The organism is Pseudomonas sp. LAMO17WK12:I1, from assembly GCF_900177315.1.
In the GTDB taxonomy this organism is placed as follows: domain Bacteria; phylum Pseudomonadota; class Gammaproteobacteria; order Pseudomonadales; family Pseudomonadaceae; genus Aquipseudomonas; species Aquipseudomonas marginalis.
In genome coordinates this window covers 56,987-77,315 of sequence record NZ_FWZV01000023.1, presented here as the reverse complement: position 1 = coordinate 77,315, position 20,329 = coordinate 56,987, and the positions used below count along the sequence as shown (strand labels likewise).

17 protein-coding genes are annotated in these 20,329 nt (G+C 62.4%); 12 read left to right on the top strand and 5 right to left on the bottom strand.

Annotated features, from left to right (window positions below):
- Nucleotides 1-121: 121 nt before the first annotated feature.
- The 4 genes from mgrA to epsC all read right to left on the bottom strand — a co-directional run bounded on the left by mgrA (nucleotide 122) and on the right by epsC (nucleotide 6,056).
- Nucleotides 122-1,159, bottom strand: coding sequence for an L-glyceraldehyde 3-phosphate reductase (gene mgrA / locus B9N88_RS30905; RefSeq protein WP_027607827.1), 1,038 nt, complete (start codon nucleotides 1,157-1,159; stop codon nucleotides 122-124).
- Nucleotides 1,160-1,267: 108 nt separating this feature from the next.
- Complete coding sequence (locus B9N88_RS30900; RefSeq protein ID WP_043293797.1) at nucleotides 1,268-2,617, bottom strand: OprD family outer membrane porin; 1,350 nt, start codon at nucleotides 2,615-2,617, stop codon at nucleotides 1,268-1,270.
- Between the two features lie 158 nt (nucleotides 2,618-2,775).
- Entirely contained in the window at nucleotides 2,776-4,737 is a 1,962-nt protein-coding gene (betT, locus tag B9N88_RS30895) for a choline transporter BetT (RefSeq protein ID WP_162844283.1), read from the bottom strand.
- Between the two features lie 392 nt (nucleotides 4,738-5,129).
- A complete protein-coding gene (gene epsC / locus B9N88_RS30890) occupies nucleotides 5,130-6,056 on the bottom strand; it encodes a serine O-acetyltransferase EpsC (RefSeq protein ID WP_027607830.1) in 927 nt (308 codons plus the stop codon).
- A 166-nt stretch (nucleotides 6,057-6,222) separates the two neighbouring features.
- Here epsC and B9N88_RS30885 point away from each other — a divergent pair, with 166 nt between their 5' ends.
- The 12 genes from B9N88_RS30885 to B9N88_RS30830 all read left to right on the top strand — a co-directional run bounded on the left by B9N88_RS30885 (nucleotide 6,223) and on the right by B9N88_RS30830 (nucleotide 18,002).
- Complete coding sequence (locus tag B9N88_RS30885) at nucleotides 6,223-7,218, top strand: D-cysteine desulfhydrase (protein ID WP_027607831.1); 996 nt, start codon at nucleotides 6,223-6,225, stop codon at nucleotides 7,216-7,218.
- Between the two features lie 216 nt (nucleotides 7,219-7,434).
- Nucleotides 7,435-8,229 (top strand): cystine ABC transporter substrate-binding protein, encoded by a 795-nt coding sequence (gene tcyJ, locus B9N88_RS30880; RefSeq protein ID WP_027607832.1) that lies wholly within the window; start codon nucleotides 7,435-7,437, stop codon nucleotides 8,227-8,229.
- Nucleotides 8,229-8,894 carry a cystine ABC transporter permease gene (gene tcyL, locus B9N88_RS30875; RefSeq protein ID WP_027607833.1) on the top strand — a complete coding sequence of 222 codons (666 nt, stop codon included), beginning with the start codon at nucleotides 8,229-8,231 and terminating at the stop codon, nucleotides 8,892-8,894. The genes tcyJ and tcyL overlap by 1 nt, the downstream gene beginning before the upstream one ends.
- A gap of 3 nt (nucleotides 8,895-8,897) precedes the next feature.
- Nucleotides 8,898-9,644: an L-cystine ABC transporter ATP-binding protein TcyN gene (tcyN, locus tag B9N88_RS30870; protein WP_027607834.1), complete on the top strand. Its 747-nt coding sequence runs from the start codon at nucleotides 8,898-8,900 to the stop codon at nucleotides 9,642-9,644.
- Between the two features lie 305 nt (nucleotides 9,645-9,949).
- Nucleotides 9,950-10,726, top strand: a complete 777-nt coding sequence (locus tag B9N88_RS30865) for a hypothetical protein (RefSeq protein ID WP_027607835.1) — start codon at nucleotides 9,950-9,952, stop codon at nucleotides 10,724-10,726.
- A gap of 187 nt (nucleotides 10,727-10,913) precedes the next feature.
- Nucleotides 10,914-12,155 carry an SfnB family sulfur acquisition oxidoreductase gene (locus B9N88_RS30860; RefSeq protein ID WP_027607836.1) on the top strand — a complete coding sequence of 414 codons (1,242 nt, stop codon included), beginning with the start codon at nucleotides 10,914-10,916 and terminating at the stop codon, nucleotides 12,153-12,155.
- A 24-nt stretch (nucleotides 12,156-12,179) separates the two neighbouring features.
- The gene (locus B9N88_RS30855; RefSeq protein WP_027607837.1) at nucleotides 12,180-13,373 is read left to right on the top strand and encodes an SfnB family sulfur acquisition oxidoreductase; all 1,194 of its coding nucleotides are present in this window, start codon (nucleotides 12,180-12,182) and stop codon (nucleotides 13,371-13,373) included.
- Complete coding sequence (locus B9N88_RS30850; RefSeq protein ID WP_027607838.1) at nucleotides 13,373-14,725, top strand: LLM class flavin-dependent oxidoreductase; 1,353 nt, start codon at nucleotides 13,373-13,375, stop codon at nucleotides 14,723-14,725. Before B9N88_RS30855 ends, B9N88_RS30850 begins: the two co-directional genes overlap by 1 nt.
- Nucleotides 14,726-14,774: 49 nt before the next feature.
- Nucleotides 14,775-15,590, top strand: a complete 816-nt coding sequence (locus tag B9N88_RS30845) for a MetQ/NlpA family ABC transporter substrate-binding protein (RefSeq protein WP_027607839.1) — start codon at nucleotides 14,775-14,777, stop codon at nucleotides 15,588-15,590.
- Nucleotides 15,587-16,702 carry a methionine ABC transporter ATP-binding protein gene (locus B9N88_RS30840; protein WP_027607840.1) on the top strand — a complete coding sequence of 372 codons (1,116 nt, stop codon included), beginning with the start codon at nucleotides 15,587-15,589 and terminating at the stop codon, nucleotides 16,700-16,702. The genes B9N88_RS30845 and B9N88_RS30840 overlap by 4 nt, the downstream gene beginning before the upstream one ends.
- The gene (locus tag B9N88_RS30835) at nucleotides 16,692-17,336 is read left to right on the top strand and encodes a methionine ABC transporter permease (protein ID WP_027607841.1); all 645 of its coding nucleotides are present in this window, start codon (nucleotides 16,692-16,694) and stop codon (nucleotides 17,334-17,336) included. The genes B9N88_RS30840 and B9N88_RS30835 overlap by 11 nt, the downstream gene beginning before the upstream one ends.
- 39 nt (nucleotides 17,337-17,375) lie before the next feature.
- Complete coding sequence (locus B9N88_RS30830; protein WP_027607842.1) at nucleotides 17,376-18,002, top strand: class I SAM-dependent methyltransferase; 627 nt, start codon at nucleotides 17,376-17,378, stop codon at nucleotides 18,000-18,002.
- 83 nt (nucleotides 18,003-18,085) lie between these two features.
- Here the strand turns inward: B9N88_RS30830 and B9N88_RS30825 are convergent, their stop codons facing one another.
- Complete coding sequence (locus B9N88_RS30825; protein WP_027607843.1) at nucleotides 18,086-20,257, bottom strand: glycoside hydrolase; 2,172 nt, start codon at nucleotides 20,255-20,257, stop codon at nucleotides 18,086-18,088.
- Nucleotides 20,258-20,329 lie beyond the last annotated feature (72 nt).

Genomic DNA, 20,329 nt, shown 5'->3' with positions numbered 1-20,329 from the left:
GAGGCTTGGACGAGGTATGACCCGCGTCCAGGCCTCAAATGTGTAAACGATGTCCCCGGTTTCAGATGTAAACGATGTCTACGGTTCTACACCCCTCCCACATTGACCCAGTGGTGTCAGGTTATTCAGCGCTGGATGGCTTTTCCCACAAGTTAATTCCGCCTTCCTGCGCAAACCGATCGATCTCCGCCAGTTCTTCCGCGCTGAAGCTCAAGTTCTTCAACGCGCCGACGTTCTCGATGATCTGCTCCGGCCGGCTGGCGCCGATCAGCGCGCTGGTCACCCGTGGATCGCGCAGGGTCCAGGCCAGCGCCAATTGCGCCAGGCTTTGGCCACGGCGCTGGGCGATTTCATTCAACGCACGCACGTGGGCGATGTTGGTTTCAGACAGGTGCTTGGCCTGCAACGAACCACCACCCGGACGGTTGACCCGTGCGTCGGCCGGCACGCCATTGAGGTACTTGTCGGTGAGCAAACCCTGGGCCAGCGGCGTGAAGGCAATCACCCCGGCGCCGAGTTCTTCGGTGGTGTCCAGCAGGTCTTTTTCCACCCAGCGGTTAAGCAGGTTGTAGGCCGGTTGGTGGATCAGCAGCGGGACTTTCCACTCTTTGAGCAGCGCGGCGATTTCGCGGGTTTTCACCCCGGAGTAAGACGAGATACCGATGTACAACGCCTTGCCCTGTTGCACGGCGGTGGCGAGGGCGCTGGCGGTTTCTTCCAGGGGCGTGTCGGCATCAAAACGGTGGGAGTAGAAAATATCCACGTAGTCGACGCCCAGGCGTTGCAGGCTCTGGTCCAGGCTGGCCAGCACGTATTTGCGCGAGCCGCCGCCCTGGCCGTAGGGGCCAGGCCACATGTCCCAGCCGGCCTTGCTGGAGATGATCAATTCGTCGCGGTAGTGCTTGAAGTCTTCGCGCAGCAAACGACCGAAGTTGATCTCGGCGCTGCCGTAGGGTGGGCCGTAGTTGTTGGCCAGGTCGAAGTGGTTGATGCCCAGGTCGAACGCGGTGCGCAGCAGGGCGCGCTGGGTGTCGATCGGCGTGCTGTCGCCAAAGTTGTGCCACAGCCCCAGGGACAGTGCCGGCAGCACCAGTCCACTGCGGCCTACGCGGCGATACGGGATAGATTCATAGCGGTTTTCGGCAGCAATGTAAGTCATCGAATCCTCTCTTGGACGTAGGCAAATAAGGCCTGGGAATAACGATATTCCCAGGCCTTTTAACCAGCTGAATCGCTTAAGTCTGCCCTTCCGTTTTACAGCAATTTCCTACCAGAGTGGAACGACATAGCTGACATAGAAGCGGTTTTCATCCTGCACGGTGGCACCGGTGATGTCCGGACTGGCGTGGGCATTTTTCCAGGTCACGCCAAGGCCTTTGAGGGTACCGGTCGGCACTTGATACGCCACCGCCACGTTTCGCTCCCATTCGCTGGTGGTGCCCTGGGCGGTGCGGATGTCATCGCCGTGGGCGTAGGCGGCGGAGAAGGTCAGGCCGTTGAGGCCGAGTTTGCCGAAGTCATATTTGTACTGCGCCAGCCAGGTGCGTTCGCCGGCATGCTGGAATTTGTTCAGCTGCATGTTGGTCAGCGCCGGGGTGTCGGCACCCGAGCCTGGGCCTTGGCGCGCGTCACCGCTGTTTAGGCCGGAGTCGAGGTACGGGAAGTCGCTGTCGCCGCTGTTTTTCTGGATGCCCAGGCCGACGGTATGGCCGTCCAGGCTGTAGCTTTCCAGCAGGCTGACGGTGGACTGGTTGATGCGGCCCTTGCTCACGCCATCGCCATACAGGCCCGCTGCGGCAAAGTCCTTGTCGCCGTCGGCGTTGCCGCCCACACCCAGGCTGCGGAACACACGCACGTCGGTATCGATCGCACCGACCGACAAGGCGTCATGGCGCTTGGCACCGAGGAAGAACTGCTGGTAGTAATCCTCAAGGTTGGAGTACCACAGGCTGACAGTGGTGTTCTGTATGCCGGTGTAGTCCGCACCACCGAACAGGAAGCGGTCGCTCTCTTTGGTCCCGCCCGCGGTGATCATGCCCTGGTCGCCGGTTTCGTTGCGGATCTTGGTCTTGAAGATATCGCCGCCGGTGAAGGTGAAGTCGCTGAGGTCCTTGGACACCAGTTGCACACCGGTATTGGTCTGCTGGTACAGGCGCCCGTCGGTGTTGGCGAGTATCGGGTTGTTGCCGTACAGCGTACCGACGCGCAACTCATCCTTGGCAAAGCGCATCTTGAACGTCGGGCTGAGCACGCCGAACTGGTCGGCGGACTTGCCATTGTCCAGTGGGAACATGCTGCCGGGGTAGCGGCCCTGGTGATCCTTGTCGTTGAGGTCGCCGCCGGAGTCGAGCTTCAGGCCGTAGAACGCCTGCAGATCGAGGCCGAAGCCCACCGGCCCCTCGGTGTAGCCGGACTTGAAGTTGAATTCGAAACCCTGGCCCCAATCCCGAATGCTATGGGCCTTGGCATTGCTGCCCACCACGTCGCGCCCCTGCTGGTTGAGATAGCGGTTGAGCAGGGTCACGTCGGCGTGGCTGTCATCGATAAAATCGGCGTGGGCGGACAGCATAAAGCTCGCCATGGCGGCTCCCACCACAGGGCTTAAAAACGTCTTCATGGGTACCGGTCTCCGTCACTGTTCTGAAATGAAAGCGTCAAACGCTTCACACAATTACGCAGTGGCCAGATGACAGTTACGCGTCAAAACAGCGTCTTGACGGATGAAATTAAGTTTAAGAAAGCCCCGTAGAACGGGGCTTTGCGGGGAGTTGAGCGTCAGCGCACCAAGTGCAGGAACTGCAGGTGGCGCTCGTACTGGTCGAGGATGTCGTTGATGATCTGCTCCTTGGTGTAGCCCACCAGGTCGTAGTCCTGGCTGCCCTCGCTCAAGTGCACTTCCGCCCGATAGTAGCGACGATTGTTGAGCTGCTTGGAACCCATGCCGCCGCGTGCAAATGAGGGCGTGAAATAGCCGCGCATCTGCACCTGGTACACGAACGGATGCTCTTCGCCGTGACCAATTTCCAGGCTGACGCTGTCGTTGGACGGGTCGGGCTGGGTGACGACATTGAGGCCTTTTTCGACAAACACCGCCGTCACTTCTTCGATCGCCGGACGCACCGTGGTTTCAAGGAAGCGGTACACCTCGTCCCGCGACGGGAAATGCACGGCCTGGCTCAAACGCTGGCGCCAACCGCCGGTGCCCTTGCGGGAGCCCGACACCGGTGCCAGCGAATGCAACTGCGCAATCTGCTTTTGCGACTCGAGGTAGAAGGCCTTGTGCAGCCCCCACATCATCAGCAGCAGGATCAGCGAGAACGGCAACGAGGTCAGCACCACCGCCGATTTCAGCGAATCGATGCTGCCGGCAAACAGCAACGCACTGGTGACCAGCGCGGTCATCGCACCCCAGAACACCCGCAGCCATTTCGGCCCGTCTTCGTCGGCGTTGCCGCCCTTGGACGACAGGGTCGAGAGCACCACGGTGCCGGAGTCGGCCGACGTGACAAAGAACACGAAGCTGATAAACACCGTGACCGCGATGACGGTTTTGCTCCACGGGTAGGTTTCCAGCAGCAGGTAGAGGCTCATCGACGGATCATCGATGGCCGACTGGCCGAGTGCGGTCATGCCGTGGTTGAGCACCTGGTCGATGGCGCTGTTGCCGAAGATCGACATCCACGCCAGGGTGAAGCCCAGCGGGATCAGCAGCACGCCGAACACGAATTCGCGGATGGTCCGGCCACGGGAAATGCGCGCGATAAACAGGCCTACGAATGGCGACCATGCGATCCACCAGGCCCAGTAGAACACCGTCCAGCCGCCCAGCCAGTCGCTCGGTTTGTCGTAGGCGTACACATCGAAACTCTTGGTCGGCAACGCGCCCAGGTAGTCACCGATGTTCTGGATCAGGGTGTTGAGCAAGTGCTGGGTCGGCCCGGCGAACAACACGAACAGCAGCAGCGCGCAGGCCAGCAGCATGTTGATGTCGGACATCACCCGCACGCCCTTGTCGACGCCGGCCACGGCGACCAGGATCGCCGCGCCCATCATCAGGGTGATCAGGCCGACCTGGATCCACTGGGTGTGGGCAACGCCGAACAGGTAGTCGAGGCCGGAATTGAGGTGCAGCACGCCAAAGCCCATGTCGGCCCCCAGGCCGAACACCGTGGCAATGATGCCGAAGCCATCCACCGCATAGCCGATAGGGCCATTGATGCGCTTGCCGATCAGCGGGTACAGCGCCGAGCGCAACGCCAGCGGCAGGTTATGCCGGTAGGCGAAATACGCCAGCGCCATGCCGACAAACGCAAACACGCCCCAGCCGTGCAGGCCCCAGTGCAGGAACAGCACCTGCATGGCCTGGCGCGCGGCGTCGGCATTCATGGCCTCGCCCTGGGGCGGCTGCACCAGGTGCGTCAGCGGCTCGGACACGCAGAAGAAGAACAACGTGATGCTGATCCCGGCGGCGAACAGCATGCCGGCCCAGGACAGGTAACTGAATTCGGGCTCGTCGTGGTCGGCACCGAGTTTTATCTTGCCGTAGCCCGATAGCGCGGTGACCACCACGAAGACCAGATACAGGGTCATCGCCAGCATGTAGTACCAGCCGACCGTGTTGGCCGCCCAGTTTTGCGCCGCCAGTAACCAGGCACCGGCCTGTTGCGGGATAGCGATGACAGTGATGCCGAACAGCAAGATGAAGGTGGCGGCAAAGTAGAAGACCGGCGCATTCATGCGCACCAGGCCGCTGGATGGGGTGGACGATGCACTCATGAACGATGCACCCCGAGGGTGAGGGATGTGGCTGTATAAAACGGACTCAGCAAAGGTAAGCCTCCTGTTGTGAGCGGGCAGCGAACCACCGGGTTTAACTTGAACGAACGTTCAAGTTAAACATGAATAGGCGGTTTGGGGCTAATCGCAGGGCTGAGTGGTATGACGGGTGAGCAAAGGAAATCGTTCAGCGACTGCTGACTGAAATACGGGCTCCATGTGAAATGCCGTCAAAATGTGGGAGGGGGCTTGCCCCCGATGGCGGTGGTTCAGCCAATTCATTTTTGACTGACACTCCGCTATCGGGAGCAAGCCCCCTCCCACAGGGTTTTGTGTGATTTTTAAGACCGGCGCTATTTTTGCGCCCCATCATCATGCTGCAGATTCGCCTGCGTAATATTCGCCCCCGCCGGCACACTGCGGGTCAGCCACACATTGCCGCCAATGGTAGAGCCCTTGCCGATGGTGATGCGCCCGAGGATCGTCGCCCCGGCATAGATCACCACATCATCCTCGACAATCGGGTGGCGCGCATGGCCCTTCTGCAACTGCCCATCTTCGTCCGCCGGGAAGCGCTTGGCCCCCAAGGTGACGGCCTGATAGATGCGCACCCGCTCGCCGATGATCGCGGTTTCGCCGATCACCACGCCCGTGCCGTGGTCGATGAAGAAGCTCGGGCCGATCTGTGCGCCGGGGTGGATATCGATGCCGGTGGCCGAGTGGGCGATTTCCGCGCTGATCCGTGCCAGCAGCGGCAAGCCGGCGCGGTACAGGTGGTGGGCCAGGCGATGGTGAATCACCGCGAGGATCCCCGGGTAGCACAGCAGCACCTCATCCACGCTGCGCGCGGCCGGGTCGCCGTGGTAGGCGGCGAGTACATCGGTGTCCAACAGGCTGCGCAAGGACGGCAAGGCCAGGGCGAAATCCTGGATCAGCCGGATGGCATGGGCGTCGATCTGGCTGTCATCCTCGCCGCCCTGGCGCGCGGCATAGCGCAACTCCAGGCGCGCCTGGGCCAGCAAGGCATTCAGCGCAACGTCGAGGGTATGGCCGACGTAGAAATCTTCACTTTCTTCACGCAAGTCCGCCGGCCCCAGGCGCATCGGAAACAACGCACCGCAGAGGGACTCGAGAATCTGTGCAACGGCTTCACGGGACGGCAATTCGCGGCCGCCATGCTCGCCGCTCAAGCGGCCATTGCGTGTTCGCCACTGGTCACGGGCGCTGCGCAGTTGGCTGACGATGGTCTGTAATTGCCAATGGCTGGAACGCTCACTCACGGTATTCACTCCTGACGTAATGGCCATCACTTTACGGTATCCACCCTGGCCGCCCTTAAGAACCAATGGTGTGATGCTAAGAACCATCAGACATAAGCGATTGACGGTTGCCCGATGAAAAGTGCCTGCCTATAGTCGCTCCATCCCTTAGCCACCGTGCGTAGCCATGATCAAGCAACAGCTCGACCGTTTTAACCGCCTGGAACTGCTCGGCGGCGCCACCGCCCTGGAAAAACTCGAACGGCTGTCGACCTGGTTGGGACGCGACATCTACGTCAAGCGCGACGACACCACGCCACTGGCCATGGGCGGCAACAAGCTGCGCAAACTCGAATACCTGGCAGCCGATGCCATCGCCCAGGGCGCCGATACCCTGGTGACCGCCGGCGCGATCCAGTCCAACCACGTACGCCAGACCGCCGCCCTCGCCGCCAGGCTCGGCCTGGGCTGCGTCGCCCTGCTGGAAAACCCCACCGGCACCGAAGACCCCAGCTACCTGGGCAACGGCAACCGCCTGCTGCTGGAGTTGTTCGACACCAAGGTAGAGTTGGTGGAAAACCTCGACAACGTCGACGACCAACTCAATGCCCTTGCCGATCGCCTGCGCAGCAACGGCAAGAAGCCGTACCTTGTGCCTATCGGCGGTTCCAATGCCCTCGGCGCCCTCGGTTATGTGCGCGCCGGCCTGGAGCTGGCCGCACAGATCGAAGACAGCGGTATCGAATTCGCCGCCGTGGTGCTGGCCTCCGGCAGCGCCGGTACCCACAGCGGCCTGGCCCTGGCCTTGAGTGAAGTGCTGCCGCAGTTGCCCGTGATCGGCATCACCGTATCGCGCACCGAAGAAGCGCAGTTCCCGAAAGTCCAGGGCCTGGCCGAACGCACGGCCGAGTTGCTCGGCGTGGACATCCCCGACGCGTTCAAGGTGATCCTGTGGGACGAATATTTCGGCCCCCGTTATGGTGAACCGAACGCCGGCACCCTGTCGGCGGTCAAGCTATTGGCGAGCCAGGAAGGCCTGCTGCTGGACCCGGTCTACACTGGCAAGGCCATGGCCGGCTTGCTGGACGGTATCGGCCGCCAGCGCTTCGAAGATGGCCCGATTATTTTCCTGCATACCGGTGGGGCACCGGCGTTGTTTGCCTATGACTCGGTTTTCAACTGAATAAACGCGGGCTAAATGTGGGAGGGGGCCTGCCCCTCCCATATTAGACTCGCCAAATATTCCTAAATAGAATATCAAATAAGATTTATATTATTTTCAAGTCTTAAAAGCCGGCTTTATCATCGCGCCGCAGGCGAAGACGCGCTACGCGCTTTAAGGCAGGATACGACTACCGCGTCACCTGCTTCGCTCAACATAAAAACACAGGGGCTCTTCATGACTATTTCTGTATTGCGTCGCACGTTGCTGGTTGGCACTTTGGGTCTGGCTCTCGGCGCCGGTTGGCTGGGCCAGGCGGTTGCCGGCGAGCAACTGGGCAACATCAAAAAGGCCGGCGAGATCAAAATCGGCCTGGAAGGCACCTACCCGCCGTTCAGCTTCGTCGATGAAAGCGGCAAGCTCAGCGGCTTCGAAGTCGAGCTGTCCGAGGCCCTGGCCAAAGAGCTGGGCGTGAAGGTCAAGCTGCAAGCCACGCCATGGGACGGTATCCTCGCCGCCCTGGAATCCAAGCGCCTGGATGCGGTGGTCAACCAAGTCACCATCTCCGAAGAGCGCAAGAAGAAGTACGACTTCTCCACGCCTTACACCGTGTCCGGTATCCAGGCGCTGGTGCTGAAAAAGAACGTCGACACCATCAAGACCGCCGACGACCTGGCCGGCAAGAAAGTCGGGGTAGGCCTGGGCACCAACTACGAACAATGGCTCAAGGACAACCAACCCAAAGCCATTATCAAGACCTATAACGATGACCCGACCAAGTTCCAGGACCTGCGCATCGGCCGTATCGACGCCATCCTGATCGACCGCCTGGCCGCCCTGGAATACGCCAAGAAAGCCCCGGACACCGCCGCTGCCGGCGACGCCTTCTCCCGCCAGGAAGCCGGTATCGCCCTGCGCAAAGGCGAGCCCGAGCTGCTTGAAGCGGTGAACAAGGCCCTCGACAAGCTGCGCGCCGACGGCACCTTGAAGAAGCTGTCCGAGAAGTACTTCAACGCTGACGTCACTCAATAATGGAAGCAGGTTTCCAACTCGCGCTGGACTCCGCGCCCTTTCTGCTCAAGGGCGCGTATTACACGGTGCTTCTCAGCCTTGGCGGGATGTTTTTCGGCTTGCTGCTGGGCTTCGGCCTGGCCTTGATGCGGCTGTCGCGCTTCAAGCTGCTGAGCTGGACAGCCCGCGTCTACGTGTCGTTCTTTCGCGGCACGCCCTTGCTGGTACAGCTGTTTTTGATCTACTACGGCTTGCCGCAAGTGGGCATCGAGCTGGATCCGATCCCGGCCGCCATGATCGGCTTCTCGCTGAACATGGCCGCCTACGCCTGTGAAATCCTGCGGGCCGCCATTGCCTCCATCGAGCGTGGCCAATGGGAAGCCGCCGCCAGTATCGGCATGACCCGTGCGCAGACCCTGCGCCGGGCCATCCTGCCGCAGGCAATGCGCACCGCCCTGCCACCGTTGGGCAACAGCTTTATTTCGCTGGTCAAGGACACCGCGCTGGCCGCCACCATCCAGGTGCCAGAACTGTTCCGCCAGGCTCAACTGGTGTCTGCGCGCACCTTCGAAATTTTCACCATGTACCTGTCCGCCGCCCTGATCTACTGGGTGCTGGCCAGCATCCTGGCGCATTTCCAAAACCGCCTGGAAGACCGGGTCAACCGGCATGACCTGGAGTCTTGAAGCATGATCGTGGTTGAAAAACTGACCAAACAATTCAACGGTCAGGTGGTACTCAACGGCATCGACCTGGAGGTCAAGGAAGGCGAAGTCGTCGCCATCATCGGCCCCAGCGGTTCCGGCAAGACCACCTTCCTGCGCTGCCTGAATTTCCTCGAAGAACCCACCAGCGGCCGGATCAAGGTGGGCGACATCCAGATCGACGGCAGCAAACCGCTCAACCAGCAACAAGGCCTGGTGCGGCGCCTGCGCCAGCACGTGGGTTTTGTGTTCCAGAACTTCAACCTGTTCCCCCACCGCACAGCGCTGGAAAACGTCATCGAAGGGCCGACCGTGGTCAAGAAGATGCCCCGTGAAGCCGCTGTTGCCCTTGGGCGCAAGCTGCTGGCGAGGGTCGGCCTGGCGGGCAAGGAAGACGCCTACCCACGGCGCTTGTCGGGCGGCCAGCAACAGCGCGTGGCGATTGCCCGCGCGCTGGCCATGGAACCGGAGGTGATCCTGTTCGACGAACCCACCTCGGCGCTGGACCCGGAGCTGGTGGGCGAAGTGCTGGCGACCATCCGCAGCCTCGCCGAAGAAAACCGCACCATGGTCATCGTCACCCACGAAATGAGCTTTGCCCGCGATGTGGCCAACCGGGTGATCTTCTTCGACAAGGGCGTGATCGTGGAGCAAGGCGAAGCCAAGGCGTTGTTCGCCAACCCCAAGGAAGAACGCACCCGGCAGTTCCTGAGCAAGTTCCTCGCCCACTGATGTGGCGAGGGAGCTTGCTCCCTCACCACACAATCTGCTCCTACAGAAAACCCTCGCCATCCACGCGTAAACCCGCCGTCTCCCTGATCCAAAAATCCCCCGCCCAGTCAGACCCTTCTGAATCTGCTCCAACCTGCCGTTTAGCCTTTTGCCGCCATTGACGCTCCTTGGTCAACCCTCTTATCTAGCGTCCAGAGGATTGGATCCTATCCCGGCTACTCACTGAATCGTTCCTTTCAGCCCACCTGCGCACCCGCGCCACGGGGCTGGAACGATTGCTGCTGGCTGCATCAAGGAGATTACTTATGACGCGCACTGCAACCCCGGCCCTGCTCACGGCCCCCACCTTGCCCCAGGCTAACCGGCACGGCATCAACGCACTGGCGGCCAGTCAACTGCAGGTGGACATCGCGCCTTACCCCGGCATGGATGAGGGCGACCTGATCGAACTGTTCTGGAACAACTGCTTTGCCGCCTCACGCAGGGTGAGCGCGTGCAAGGTCGGCTCGCCGACCCATCTGCGGGTGCCGGAAAGTTTTGTGCTGGACGGCCTGGCCCAGGTGCATTACCAGGTCATGCAAGTCGGTCGTGCACCTGCCCGCTCGGCCGTGAAAGGTGTGTGTGTAAAGACCCGATACCCCGGCGGCCAGCCCTCCCCCCTGTACAGCGACGAAAACCACAACCTCGCCCCCGTCGGTTTGCCCGAGTCCATCCGTCGCTACGGCGTCAACGGTCGCCAGGTGCGACGGGGCATTCCGCTGACCATCGCGCCTTACCTGAACATGGCCACGGGCGATGCCATCACCCTGCGCTGGGGAGACGTACGCATGGACCTGCCCAGGATCCAGGCCAAAGCCGTCGGGGTGGTCGTGCAGGTGTGGGTGCCTTCGACGGTGATTGTCGAGGCCGGTGACGACAGCCGCCTGGAGGTGACGTACTGCATTCTCGATCGTGTCGGCAACAATTCGCGCTGGGCGCCCACACGTACGTTGCGCATTGCCGCCTGCGCGCCGAGCCAGCCGGCCGGGACCGCGCGGGTCTACCAACCACGGCCCCTCGGCTCACCCTGTGAACCGGGGTGACAGACCTTCTATGCATATTCCCAAAAGTTAGTTTATTTAAATATTTAACACGCTTAGGGTATATGCACCGGACCACCGGACATCTCTGATTTTTCTGTTTTTATTTCATTGAATGCGAGGTCGGTATGGTCAGAATTACCCCGGTGCATAACGCCAGGGCATTACGTGCAGCCAAGGAGCGGCGCTGATGTCTAACTTGGCTCTAACCCCCCCCCAGAGTGATCTGGACGTCGCTCCCCTGCTGTTGCCGGCCACCGTGCTGCGCAACGATGCAGAGGCGCTGAAGGCTGCCCATGAGCTGGCCCAGGCCGCGCGCCTGCAAGCCGCCCAGCGTGACCAGCAACGCAAGCTGCCGTGGGCGCAGATCGAACAATTCACCCGCAGTGGGCTGGGCAGTATTTCCATCCCCCGCGAATACGGCGGCCCACAGGTGTCGTTCACCACCCTGGCGGAGGTGTTCGCGATCATCAGCGCGGCAGACCCGGCCCTCGGGCAGATCCCGCAGAACCATTTCGGCATTCTGCAGGTGTTGCAGGGCGCCGCCACCGAGCGTCAGAAAGAGCACCTGTTCCAGAGCGTGCTCGACGGCTGGCGCATCGGCAATGGCGGACCTGAACGCGGCACCAAAAACACCCTGGAGCTCAAGGCGCGCATCACCGCCCAGGGCGATGGTTACGTGATCAGCGGCCAGAAGTTCTACTCCACCGGCGCGCTGTTTGCCCATTGGGTGGCCGTGAAGGCGCTGAACGACGACGGCAAGCAGGTCATGGCGTTTGTACGCCGTGGCACCGCAGGGCTGCGCATCGTGGATGACTGGTCGGGCTTCGGCCAACGCACCACCGCCAGCGGCACCGTGCTGCTGGACCGCGTGCCCGTGGACGCCGAACTGGTCGTAGACAACTGGCGCATCGGCGAAAGCCCGACTATCCAGGGCGCCGTTTCCCAACTGATCCAGGCCGCCATCGACGCCGGCATCGCCCGTGGCGCGCTGGATGACACCATCGCCTTTGTGCGGGAGCGTTCGCGCCCGTGGATCGACGCCAAGGTCGAGCGCGCCAGCGATGACCTCTACGTGATCGCCGATATCGGCAAGCTGAAGATCGAACTGCACGCCGCCGAGGCGCTGTTGCGCAAGGCCGGGCAAGTGCTGGACCAGGTCAGCGCCGCGCCGATCACCGCACAGTCCGCCGCGCGTGCGTCGATTGCCGTGGCCGAAGCGAAGGTGCTCACCACTGAAGTGTCGTTGCTGGTCAGCGAAAAGCTCTTCGAACTGGCCGGCAGCCGCGCCACCCTCGCCGAATTCAACCTCGACCGTCACTGGCGCAACGCCCGGGTGCACACCCTGCACGACCCGGTGCGCTGGAAGTATCACGCCGTCGGCGCCTATCGCTTGAACGGCACGTTGCCGGCTCGCCATTCCTGGATTTAACCGACCAGACCTCTGGAGAAACTCATGACCTTTTCTCACCGTGTCGCGGTTATCACCAGCGACGAACAGGCCCTTATTGTCGCCAGCGACCTGGCCGAAGACTTGCGCCGCGACAGCGCCCAGCGCGACCGCGAACGCCGCCTGCCGCTGCCCGAACTGGACGTGTTCTCGCGCTCCGGCCTGTGGGGCATCAGCGTGCCCAAGGCATTTGGCGGCGCGGGGGTTTCCAACGTGACCCTGGCCAAGGTCATTGCCCTGATCGCCCAGGCGGATGCCTCCCTGGGCCAGATTCCGCAAAACCATTTCTATGCCCTCGAAGTGCTGCGCGTGAATGGCAGCCCTGAACAGCAACAACGCCTGTACGCCGAAGTACTCGCCGGCCAGCGTTTCGGCAACGCCCTGGCAGAACTGGGCACCAGGACCGCCCACGACCGTGTTACGTCCATCACCCGCGACGGCGACGGCTTCCGTATCACCGGCCGCAAGTTCTACGCCACCGGCGCGATCTATGCCCAGCGCATTCCTACCTCGGTGGTGGATGAACACGGCATCCAGCAACTGGCCTTCGTGCCCCGCGACAGCGAAGGCCTGACGGTCATCGACGACTGGAGCGGCTTCGGCCAGCGCACCACCGGCAGCGGCTCGGTGGTGTTCGATAACGTGTGGGTCGCTGCCCACGACGTGATCCCGTTCCAGAGCGCTTTCGAGCGCCCGACCACGGTCGGCCCGCTGGCGCAGATTCTTCACGCCGCCATCGACACCGGCATCGCCCGCGCCGCCTTTGAAGATGCACTGCACTTTGTGCGTACCAAGACCCGCCCATGGATCGACTCCGGCAACGACAAGGCCACCGAAGACCCGCTGACCCTGAAGAGCTTCGGCCACCTGAGCATTCGCCTGCACGCCGCTGAAGCCTTGCTGGAGCGTTCGGGTGAATACCTCGACCGCGCCCAGGCCGACAGCAATGCAGAGACCGTGGCGGCGGCGTCCATCGCCGTGGCCGAAGTCCGCGCCTTGAGCACCGAGATTTCCCTGGCCGCCGGCAGCACCCTGTTCGAGCTGGCCGGCAGCCAGGCCACCCTCGCCGAGCACGGCCTCGACCGCCACTGGCGCAACGCCCGCGTGCATACCCTGCACGACCCGGTGCGCTGGAAGTACCACGCGGTAGGCAATTACTACCTCAACGCTGAAAACCCGCCACTGCGGGGGACCATTTGATGGCAAAGAAAAAGATCCTGCTCAATGCCTTCAACATGAACGGCATCGGGCATATCAACCACGGCATGTGGACCCATCCACGGGACACGTCCACCCAGTACAAAAGCATCGAGTACTGGACCGACCTCGCGCAAACCCTGGAGCGCGGGCTGTTCGACGGTTTGTTCATCGCCGATATCGTCGGCGTGTATGACGTGTACCAGAACTCCATCGATGTACCGCTCAAGGAGTCGATCCAGCTGCCGGTCAATGACCCGCTGCTGCTGGTTTCGGCGATGGCCGCCGTGACCAAAAACCTCGGCTTCGGCCTCACCGCCAACCTCACCTATGAGCCGCCGTACCTGTTCGCCCGGCGCATGTCCACGCTCGATCACCTGAGCCGTGGCCGGGTGGGCTGGAACATCGTCACCGGCTACCTCGACAGCGCCGCCAAGGCCATGGGCCTCACCGAACAGGTCGAGCATGACCGGCGCTACGACCAGGCCGATGAATACCTGGAGGTGCTCTACAAACTCTGGGAAGGCAGCTGGGAAGACGACGCGGTGCTCAACGATCCGCAGGCGCGGGTCTACGCGCAGCCGGGCAAGGTGCACAAAGTCGAGCACCATGGCGAGTTCTACCAGGTGGAGGGTTATCACCTGTGCGAGCCGTCGCCGCAGCGTACGCCGGTGCTGTTCCAGGCCGGCAGTTCAGACCGTGGCCTGTTGTTCGCCGGGCGCCATGCCGAGTGCGTATTCATCAGCGGGCAGAACAAGGCCGCGACCAAGGTGCAGGTGGACAAGGTGCGCGCCAGCGCGGTCGAGGCCGGGCGCAACCCGGATGACATCAAGGTGTTCATGGGGCTGAACGTGATCGTCGGCGCCACCGAAGAACTGGCCTGGGCCAAGCATGCCGAGTACCTGAGCTATGCCAGCGCGGAGGCCGGCGTCGCGCACTTTTCGGCGTCCACCGCGATTGATTTTGCCCAGTACGAACTGGACGAGCCGATCCAGTACGTGAAGAGCAACGCGATCCAGTCGGCCACCAAGAATCTGCAGAACAACGACTGGACCCGACGCAAGTTGCTCGAACAGCATGCCCTCGGCGGGCGCTATATCACCCTGGTCGGCTCCCCCGAACAGGTCGCTGACGAGCTGGAATCCTGGATCAGCGAAACCGGGCTGGATGGCTTCAACCTCACGCGCATTGTCACGCCGGAAAGCTATGTGGATTTTATCGACCTGGTAGTGCCGGAGTTGCAGAAGCGGGGGTCGTACAAGACCGAATATGAGAGCGGCACGCTGCGGGAAAAGGTCTTCCACGGCAGTGCTCGCCTACCTGAACAACACACCGGCTCGACCTACCGCCACTGAACAGAAATCTGCATTGTTTGCCCTAATACCTTATGACTGGAAAGCCACTATGAAAAAGACATTCCTCAATAACCCAGTCAAAGCACTGGCCCTGGCCTTCGGGTTGTTCAGCTCGGCGGTGTTCGCCGCCGATGCACCGTTGAAAATCGGCACCACCGCCGCCTTCGCGATTCCCCTGGAGGCCGCCGTCGCCGAAGCCGGCAAGCAAGGCTTGAAGGTCGAGCTGGTGGAGTTCACCGACTGGATCGCGCCCAACGTCAGCCTGGCCGCCGGCGATATTGACGTGAACTACTTCCAGCACATCCCGTTCCTGGAAAACGCCAAGACCGCCGCCGGTTTTGACCTGGTGCCGTACGCGCCGGGCATCATCAACAACGTCGGGCTGTATTCGAAAAAGTACAAGAGCATCAACGACCTGCCCCAGGGCGCCAGCGTGGCGATTGCCAACGACCCGATCAACAGCGGTCGCGGCCTGCAACTGCTGGCCAAGGCCGGCTTGATCACCCTCAAGCCGGGCGTGGGCTACAAGGCCACCGAAGAAGACATCGTCAGCAACCCGAAGAAGATCAAGATCCTGCAAGTCGAGGCCGTGCAACTGGTGCGCGCCTATGACGACGCGGACCTGGTGCAGGGCTACCCGGCCTACATCCGCCTGTCCAAGACCTTCGATGCCGAGTCGGCGCTGCTGTTCGACGGCCTCGACCACCCGGAATACGTGATCCAGTTCGTGATCCAGCCAAAAAGCAAAACCGACCCGCGCGTGATCAAGTTCGTCGACATCTACCAGCACTCGCCGGTGGTGCGTGCCGCCCTGGATAAATCCCTCGGCAAGCTCTACCAAGTCGGTTGGGAAGATAAAAAATGACCGCCGCCCACGCTCGACTGCGCGACCTGGGCTCACCGCCCAGGGACGCCGAACAGACAGAACTGCATCCGGACCTGAACCGCGCGCACGTGCGCTTTATCAACCTGGGCAAGACCTACGACGGCGGCGTGCATGCCTTGCAAGGCATCGACCTGGCGATCCAGCGCGGTGAAGTGTTCGGCATTATCGGCCGCAGCGGCGCCGGCAAGTCCTCGCTGATCCGCACCATCAACCGCCTGGAACAACCCAGCAGCGGGCGCGTGCTGATCGATCAGGTGGACATCGGCGACTTCGACGAAGACCACCTGGTGGCGCTGCGCCGACGTATCGGCATGATCTTCCAGCACTTCAACCTGATGTCGGCCAAGACCGTGTGGCAGAACGTCGAATTGCCGCTGAAAGTCGCCGGCGTGCCCAAGCCCCAGCGTGAGCAAAAGGTGCGTGAGCTGCTGGAATTGGTCGGATTGCAGGACAAGCACAAGGCCTACCCGGCGCAGCTGTCCGGCGGGCAGAAACAGCGCGTGGGCATCGCCCGTTCACTGGTGCACGACCCGCAGATCCTGCTGTGCGACGAAGCCACTTCGGCCCTCGACCCGGAGACCACCCAGTCGATCCTCGGCCTGTTGCGCGAGATCAACCGGCGCCTGGGCCTGACCATCGTCTTGATCACCCATGAGATGGCGGTGATCCGCGACATCTGCGACCGCGTGGTGGTGCTGGAACACGGGCGCATCGTCGAGCAAGGCCCGGTGTGGCAAGTGTTCGGCAACCCGCAACATGAGGTCAGCCAGACCCTGCTGGCGCCGCTGCAACATGGGCTGCCGGAAGAACTGCAAAGCCGTTTGCACCCCCAGCCTGAATCGCCGGACGCCGCCGTGGTGCTGCGCTTGCAGTTCACCGGCAGTGCCAGCGATGAACCGGACCTGGCCGCGCTGTTCAGCGCCCTCGGCGGGCGCGTGCGCTTACTGCAGGGCGGTGTCGAACGGATCCAGGGGCATGCCTTGGGGCAACTGCTGCTGGCGGTGAATGGCTCACCCCACGGCACTGAAGAACTGCGCAACCGCGCCGCGAACTGGGCACAACAGGTGGAGGTGCTGGGCTATGTGGTTTGATCGTTTGGTGCAAGGCGCCATCGACACTTTGTTGATGGTCGGCGTGTCGTCGTTGATCGCCTTGCTGGTGGGGATTCCGCTGGCGGTGTTTCTGGTGACCAGTGACAAGGGCGGCATCTACCAGGCGCCGACGCTGAACCGGGTGCTGGGGGCGTTCGTCAATCTGTTCCGCTCGATTCCGTTTTTGATCCTGATGGTGGCGCTGATCCCGTTCACGCGGCTGATCGTCGGCACCACCTATGGCGTGTGGGCGGCGGTTGTACCGCTGACCATCGCCGCCACACCGTTCTTCGCGCGGATCGCCGAAGTGAGTCTGCGCGAGGTCGACCACGGCCTGATCGAAGCCGCCCAGGCCATGGGTTGCCGGCGCTGGCACATCATCTGGCATGTACTGCTGCCCGAGGCGCTGCCGGGGATTGTCGGCGGGTTCACCATCACCCTGGTGACCATGATCAACTCGTCGGCCATGGCCGGGGCGATCGGGGCCGGTGGCTTGGGCGACATTGCCTATCGCTATGGCTACCAGCGCTTTGATACGCAGATCATGCTTACGGTGATTGTGCTGCTGGTGATCCTGGTGGCGGTGATTCAACTCGGCGGCGATCGCTTGGCGCGAGTGCTGAACAAGAGGTGAGGTATAGTCGGGCCATCTCAGTGCCCGGTATTCATCACCATGCCCCTCAAGCCCGACGACCTCGACCAGATCACGTCCACCACCCTCGGCCACTACAACAGCGTGGCCGAGAGCTTTCGTGAAGGCACCCGCGATCACGATGTGAGCCAGAACATCGACGCGCTGCTGCGGCATATCCAGGGCTCGGCGCCCTTTACCGTGCTGGATTTCGGCTGCGGGCCGGGGCGGGACTTGCAGACCTTTACGCGCCTGGGGCATATCGCCGTCGGCCTGGATGGCTCCGAGCGGTTTGCGCAGATGGCGCGCGAAGACAGCGGCTGTGAGGTGTTGCAGCAGGACTTCCTCAAGCTGGATCTGCCCGCCGAACGCTTTGACGGGATCTTTGCCAATGCGGTGCTGTTTCATATCCCCAAGCAGGAATTGCCCCGTGTGCTCAAGCAACTGCATGGGGCGTTGAAGCCCGGCGGTGTGCTGTTCAGTTCCAATCCACGGGGTGAGAACCAGGAAGGCTGGAACGGGCCGCGCTATGGTTCCTATCACGACCTCGAGGCCTGGCAGGCACTGCTCACCGCCGCCGGCTTCGTGGAACTGGAGCATTACTACCGACCCGCCGGGTTGCCTCGACCCCAGCAGCCCTGGTTGGCCAGCGTTTGGCGCAAGGCTTGAGTCCGGGCAAGCCCATTCCCACATTTGAAATGCATTCCCCTGTGGGAGGGGGCTTGCCCCCGATGACGGACTGATGGACACCCCTACTGCACCTGATACACCACCGATGTCCCATCCACCACCGCTGTCACACTCCTTGCCGCAAACCCCTCTCTGGACCCCGTGGAAAAATTCGCCACCAACCGCGTACCATCGGCAAACGTGGTTTCCTGCACCTGCCGATCCGCCGTCAGCCAGCGAAACCCGGTCATCGCCTGGGTGGCCAGGCGCTCATGCAGCGGTCGGAAAAATCGATCCTGGCGCTGGATCAGCGGCAGCCGCGCCTTGAGCGTCGCAGCACTCAGGTGATAAAGCGGCGGCACGTTGTAGAGCAGTTGGGTCAGCTCATTTTCAGCCCGCACATTGCTCAGCTTGAGGCTGTCGAACAGCCAGTGATGGGTGGTGATCACCGAGCCATGGAACACCGCCTGATACAGCGGCAGGCGCAGCGTCGGGTCGAAGTAGAGGGTGCGAAACGGCTCGTTCAGCGGCACCGACTTGAAGAACACCGCCGGTTGTTCCGGCGGGTACCAGTTGCCCACGTAGTAGGGCGACTGTTTGTCCTGGGTCATGTCGCGATCCCCCCAGCCCAGCACCGGGGTTTGCATGCCATGGGCGAACAGGATGCCCTGGGCGGTGATGGCGTTGCCGTCTTCGGAGCCGGTCGGCAATTGCAGCGTGGTGTTCAGCCAACGGGCTGCATCGATATTGCCTTCGGCGTTTTGCGCCTGGGTCATCGGTGCGTTGGTGCGGTAGCTGTCGAACAGCATGCTGGTGGCGTACGCATCGAGAAACCAGGCGTTGAAGCCGGCCCTGGCCTGCACGGCTTTCACCCGCGCCTCCAGCAGAGGCCGCACGCAGCGCGGGTCGGTGTAGTGGCCGGACTGCTGGAAGCCGGTCTTGAGCGTGCCGTCCTTCAATACGATGGCGCAGTCGCGGTAAGCCTGGCTGCCCAGGTGGGCGGTGGTCCAGTCGGGGTTTTCGGTGGCGGACAACGCGGTTTGGTAGGAATCGTAGGGCGCCATCAGGTAGCCGGCGTCGACACCGGCGCGGATGGTCTCTGGGTGCCAGAGGCCGCCTTCCCAGCCTTCGCCCAGGGTCAGCATCAAGCGTGGCAGCCCGGCGTCGCGCAGCGTCTGTACCACCTGGCTGCCCCAGGTGCCGGGGCTATCGCGCAGGGCGCCGGCAAAGTCCACGGCCAATTCGCGACGCAACTCGCCATAGCGCGCGGCAAGACGGGTCATATCGGGCTCGTCCACCTGCCAACTCTGCCGGGCCTTCCTGTTGATCGCGGCGTTGAGGCCGCGCAACAGCACCCTTTGCTCGTAGCGATTCAAGGCGCGGGGCTGCACCAGCACCGCTGCGGAGTCCTTGTCCAACAGGCCTCTGAGCTCATGAGCGCGCAAGCGCTGGAGCAACAACGGCCAATCACGCACACCCTCCGGCGCCAGCAGGTCATTGCCCCACAGGTAGACATGGCTGGCGCCCAGCAGCTTTTCAGCCCCAGGGGTTTGCCGCAGCTTGTCTGCCAGGGGCTCATAGCGACCCTGCGCGACCAACCATTGGCGATAGCGCTTGGCCCCGGCCAGCGGATCGCTTTCGCCCAGGTGCAACAACAGGGTCATGGGGGCGGCAGGCCCGAGCGAAGTGAACTCATGGGCCAGCGACAGCGCCTGGCCCCGCCAGCGCAGGCGGTTGTTATAGGGATTGGTCAGCAGCCAGTTGAGGGTAAAGGCGCCGTGATCGACGCCCCACAGCGGAAGGCTGAGGTCCTGGGTGGTGTTGATGTCACCCTGCGCCACCAGGAAAGCGTTCCACATGGCATGGCCGGCCGGCACGTAATGCCCTTCGGCCAACGGCCATATCAACCCTCGGCCCATGGCGCTCGGCGGTTGCAGAAGAATCGGCAGCTCACCGGCTTCCCGCGCCGTGATCGACAGCACCAGGTCGCGCTGCTCAAGGCTGGCAGTCAGGCGATAGGCACCGTCGTCCCATTGCCAACGGACCTGTTGCGCGTTTTGTGCGAGTTGACTGACGGCACGCGCCGCTACGCCGTTGGAGGCCTGCACCTGGGGCTGGCCACTGGGTGTCACACGGATGGCGAGGGTGGCCGGGTCGAGTTCGACTCGCCACAACGGGTTTTCCAATACGGTGCCGGCAAAGGCCAGGGGCGACAGGAAGCAGCAGATCAGCAAGGTATGACGCAGACGGTTCATGGCAGGCGACCGTTGAGAGGTGGAGGCCGGAGGGTAAAGCACTCAACGGTTGGCCGGGGCAACAGGCTTCAC

Excerpts from the sequence above, each read along its gene's own strand:
- B9N88_RS30850 (WP_027607838.1), top strand. The coding sequence starts at position 13,373 with ATGGCAAAGAAAAAGATCCTGCTCAATGCCTTCAACATGAACGGCATC.
- B9N88_RS30830 (WP_027607842.1), top strand. The coding sequence starts at position 17,376 with ATGCCCCTCAAGCCCGACGACCTCGACCAGATCACGTCCACCACCCTC.
- tcyL (WP_027607833.1), top strand. The coding sequence starts at position 8,229 with ATGGAAGCAGGTTTCCAACTCGCGCTGGACTCCGCGCCCTTTCTGCTC.
- B9N88_RS30860 (WP_027607836.1), top strand. The coding sequence starts at position 10,914 with ATGTCTAACTTGGCTCTAACCCCCCCCCAGAGTGATCTGGACGTCGCT.
- B9N88_RS30835 (WP_027607841.1), top strand. The coding sequence starts at position 16,692 with ATGTGGTTTGATCGTTTGGTGCAAGGCGCCATCGACACTTTGTTGATG.
- B9N88_RS30865 (WP_027607835.1), top strand. The coding sequence starts at position 9,950 with ATGACGCGCACTGCAACCCCGGCCCTGCTCACGGCCCCCACCTTGCCC.
- mgrA (WP_027607827.1), bottom strand. The coding sequence starts at position 1,159 with ATGACTTACATTGCTGCCGAAAACCGCTATGAATCTATCCCGTATCGC.
- tcyN (WP_027607834.1), top strand. The coding sequence starts at position 8,898 with ATGATCGTGGTTGAAAAACTGACCAAACAATTCAACGGTCAGGTGGTA.
- B9N88_RS30825 (WP_027607843.1), bottom strand. The coding sequence starts at position 20,257 with ATGAACCGTCTGCGTCATACCTTGCTGATCTGCTGCTTCCTGTCGCCC.
- betT (WP_162844283.1), bottom strand. The coding sequence starts at position 4,737 with ATGAATGCGCCGGTCTTCTACTTTGCCGCCACCTTCATCTTGCTGTTC.
- B9N88_RS30845 (WP_027607839.1), top strand. The coding sequence starts at position 14,775 with ATGAAAAAGACATTCCTCAATAACCCAGTCAAAGCACTGGCCCTGGCC.
- B9N88_RS30840 (WP_027607840.1), top strand. The coding sequence starts at position 15,587 with ATGACCGCCGCCCACGCTCGACTGCGCGACCTGGGCTCACCGCCCAGG.
- B9N88_RS30900 (WP_043293797.1), bottom strand. The coding sequence starts at position 2,617 with ATGAAGACGTTTTTAAGCCCTGTGGTGGGAGCCGCCATGGCGAGCTTT.
- B9N88_RS30885 (WP_027607831.1), top strand. The coding sequence starts at position 6,223 with ATGATCAAGCAACAGCTCGACCGTTTTAACCGCCTGGAACTGCTCGGC.
- tcyJ (WP_027607832.1), top strand. The coding sequence starts at position 7,435 with ATGACTATTTCTGTATTGCGTCGCACGTTGCTGGTTGGCACTTTGGGT.
- B9N88_RS30855 (WP_027607837.1), top strand. The coding sequence starts at position 12,180 with ATGACCTTTTCTCACCGTGTCGCGGTTATCACCAGCGACGAACAGGCC.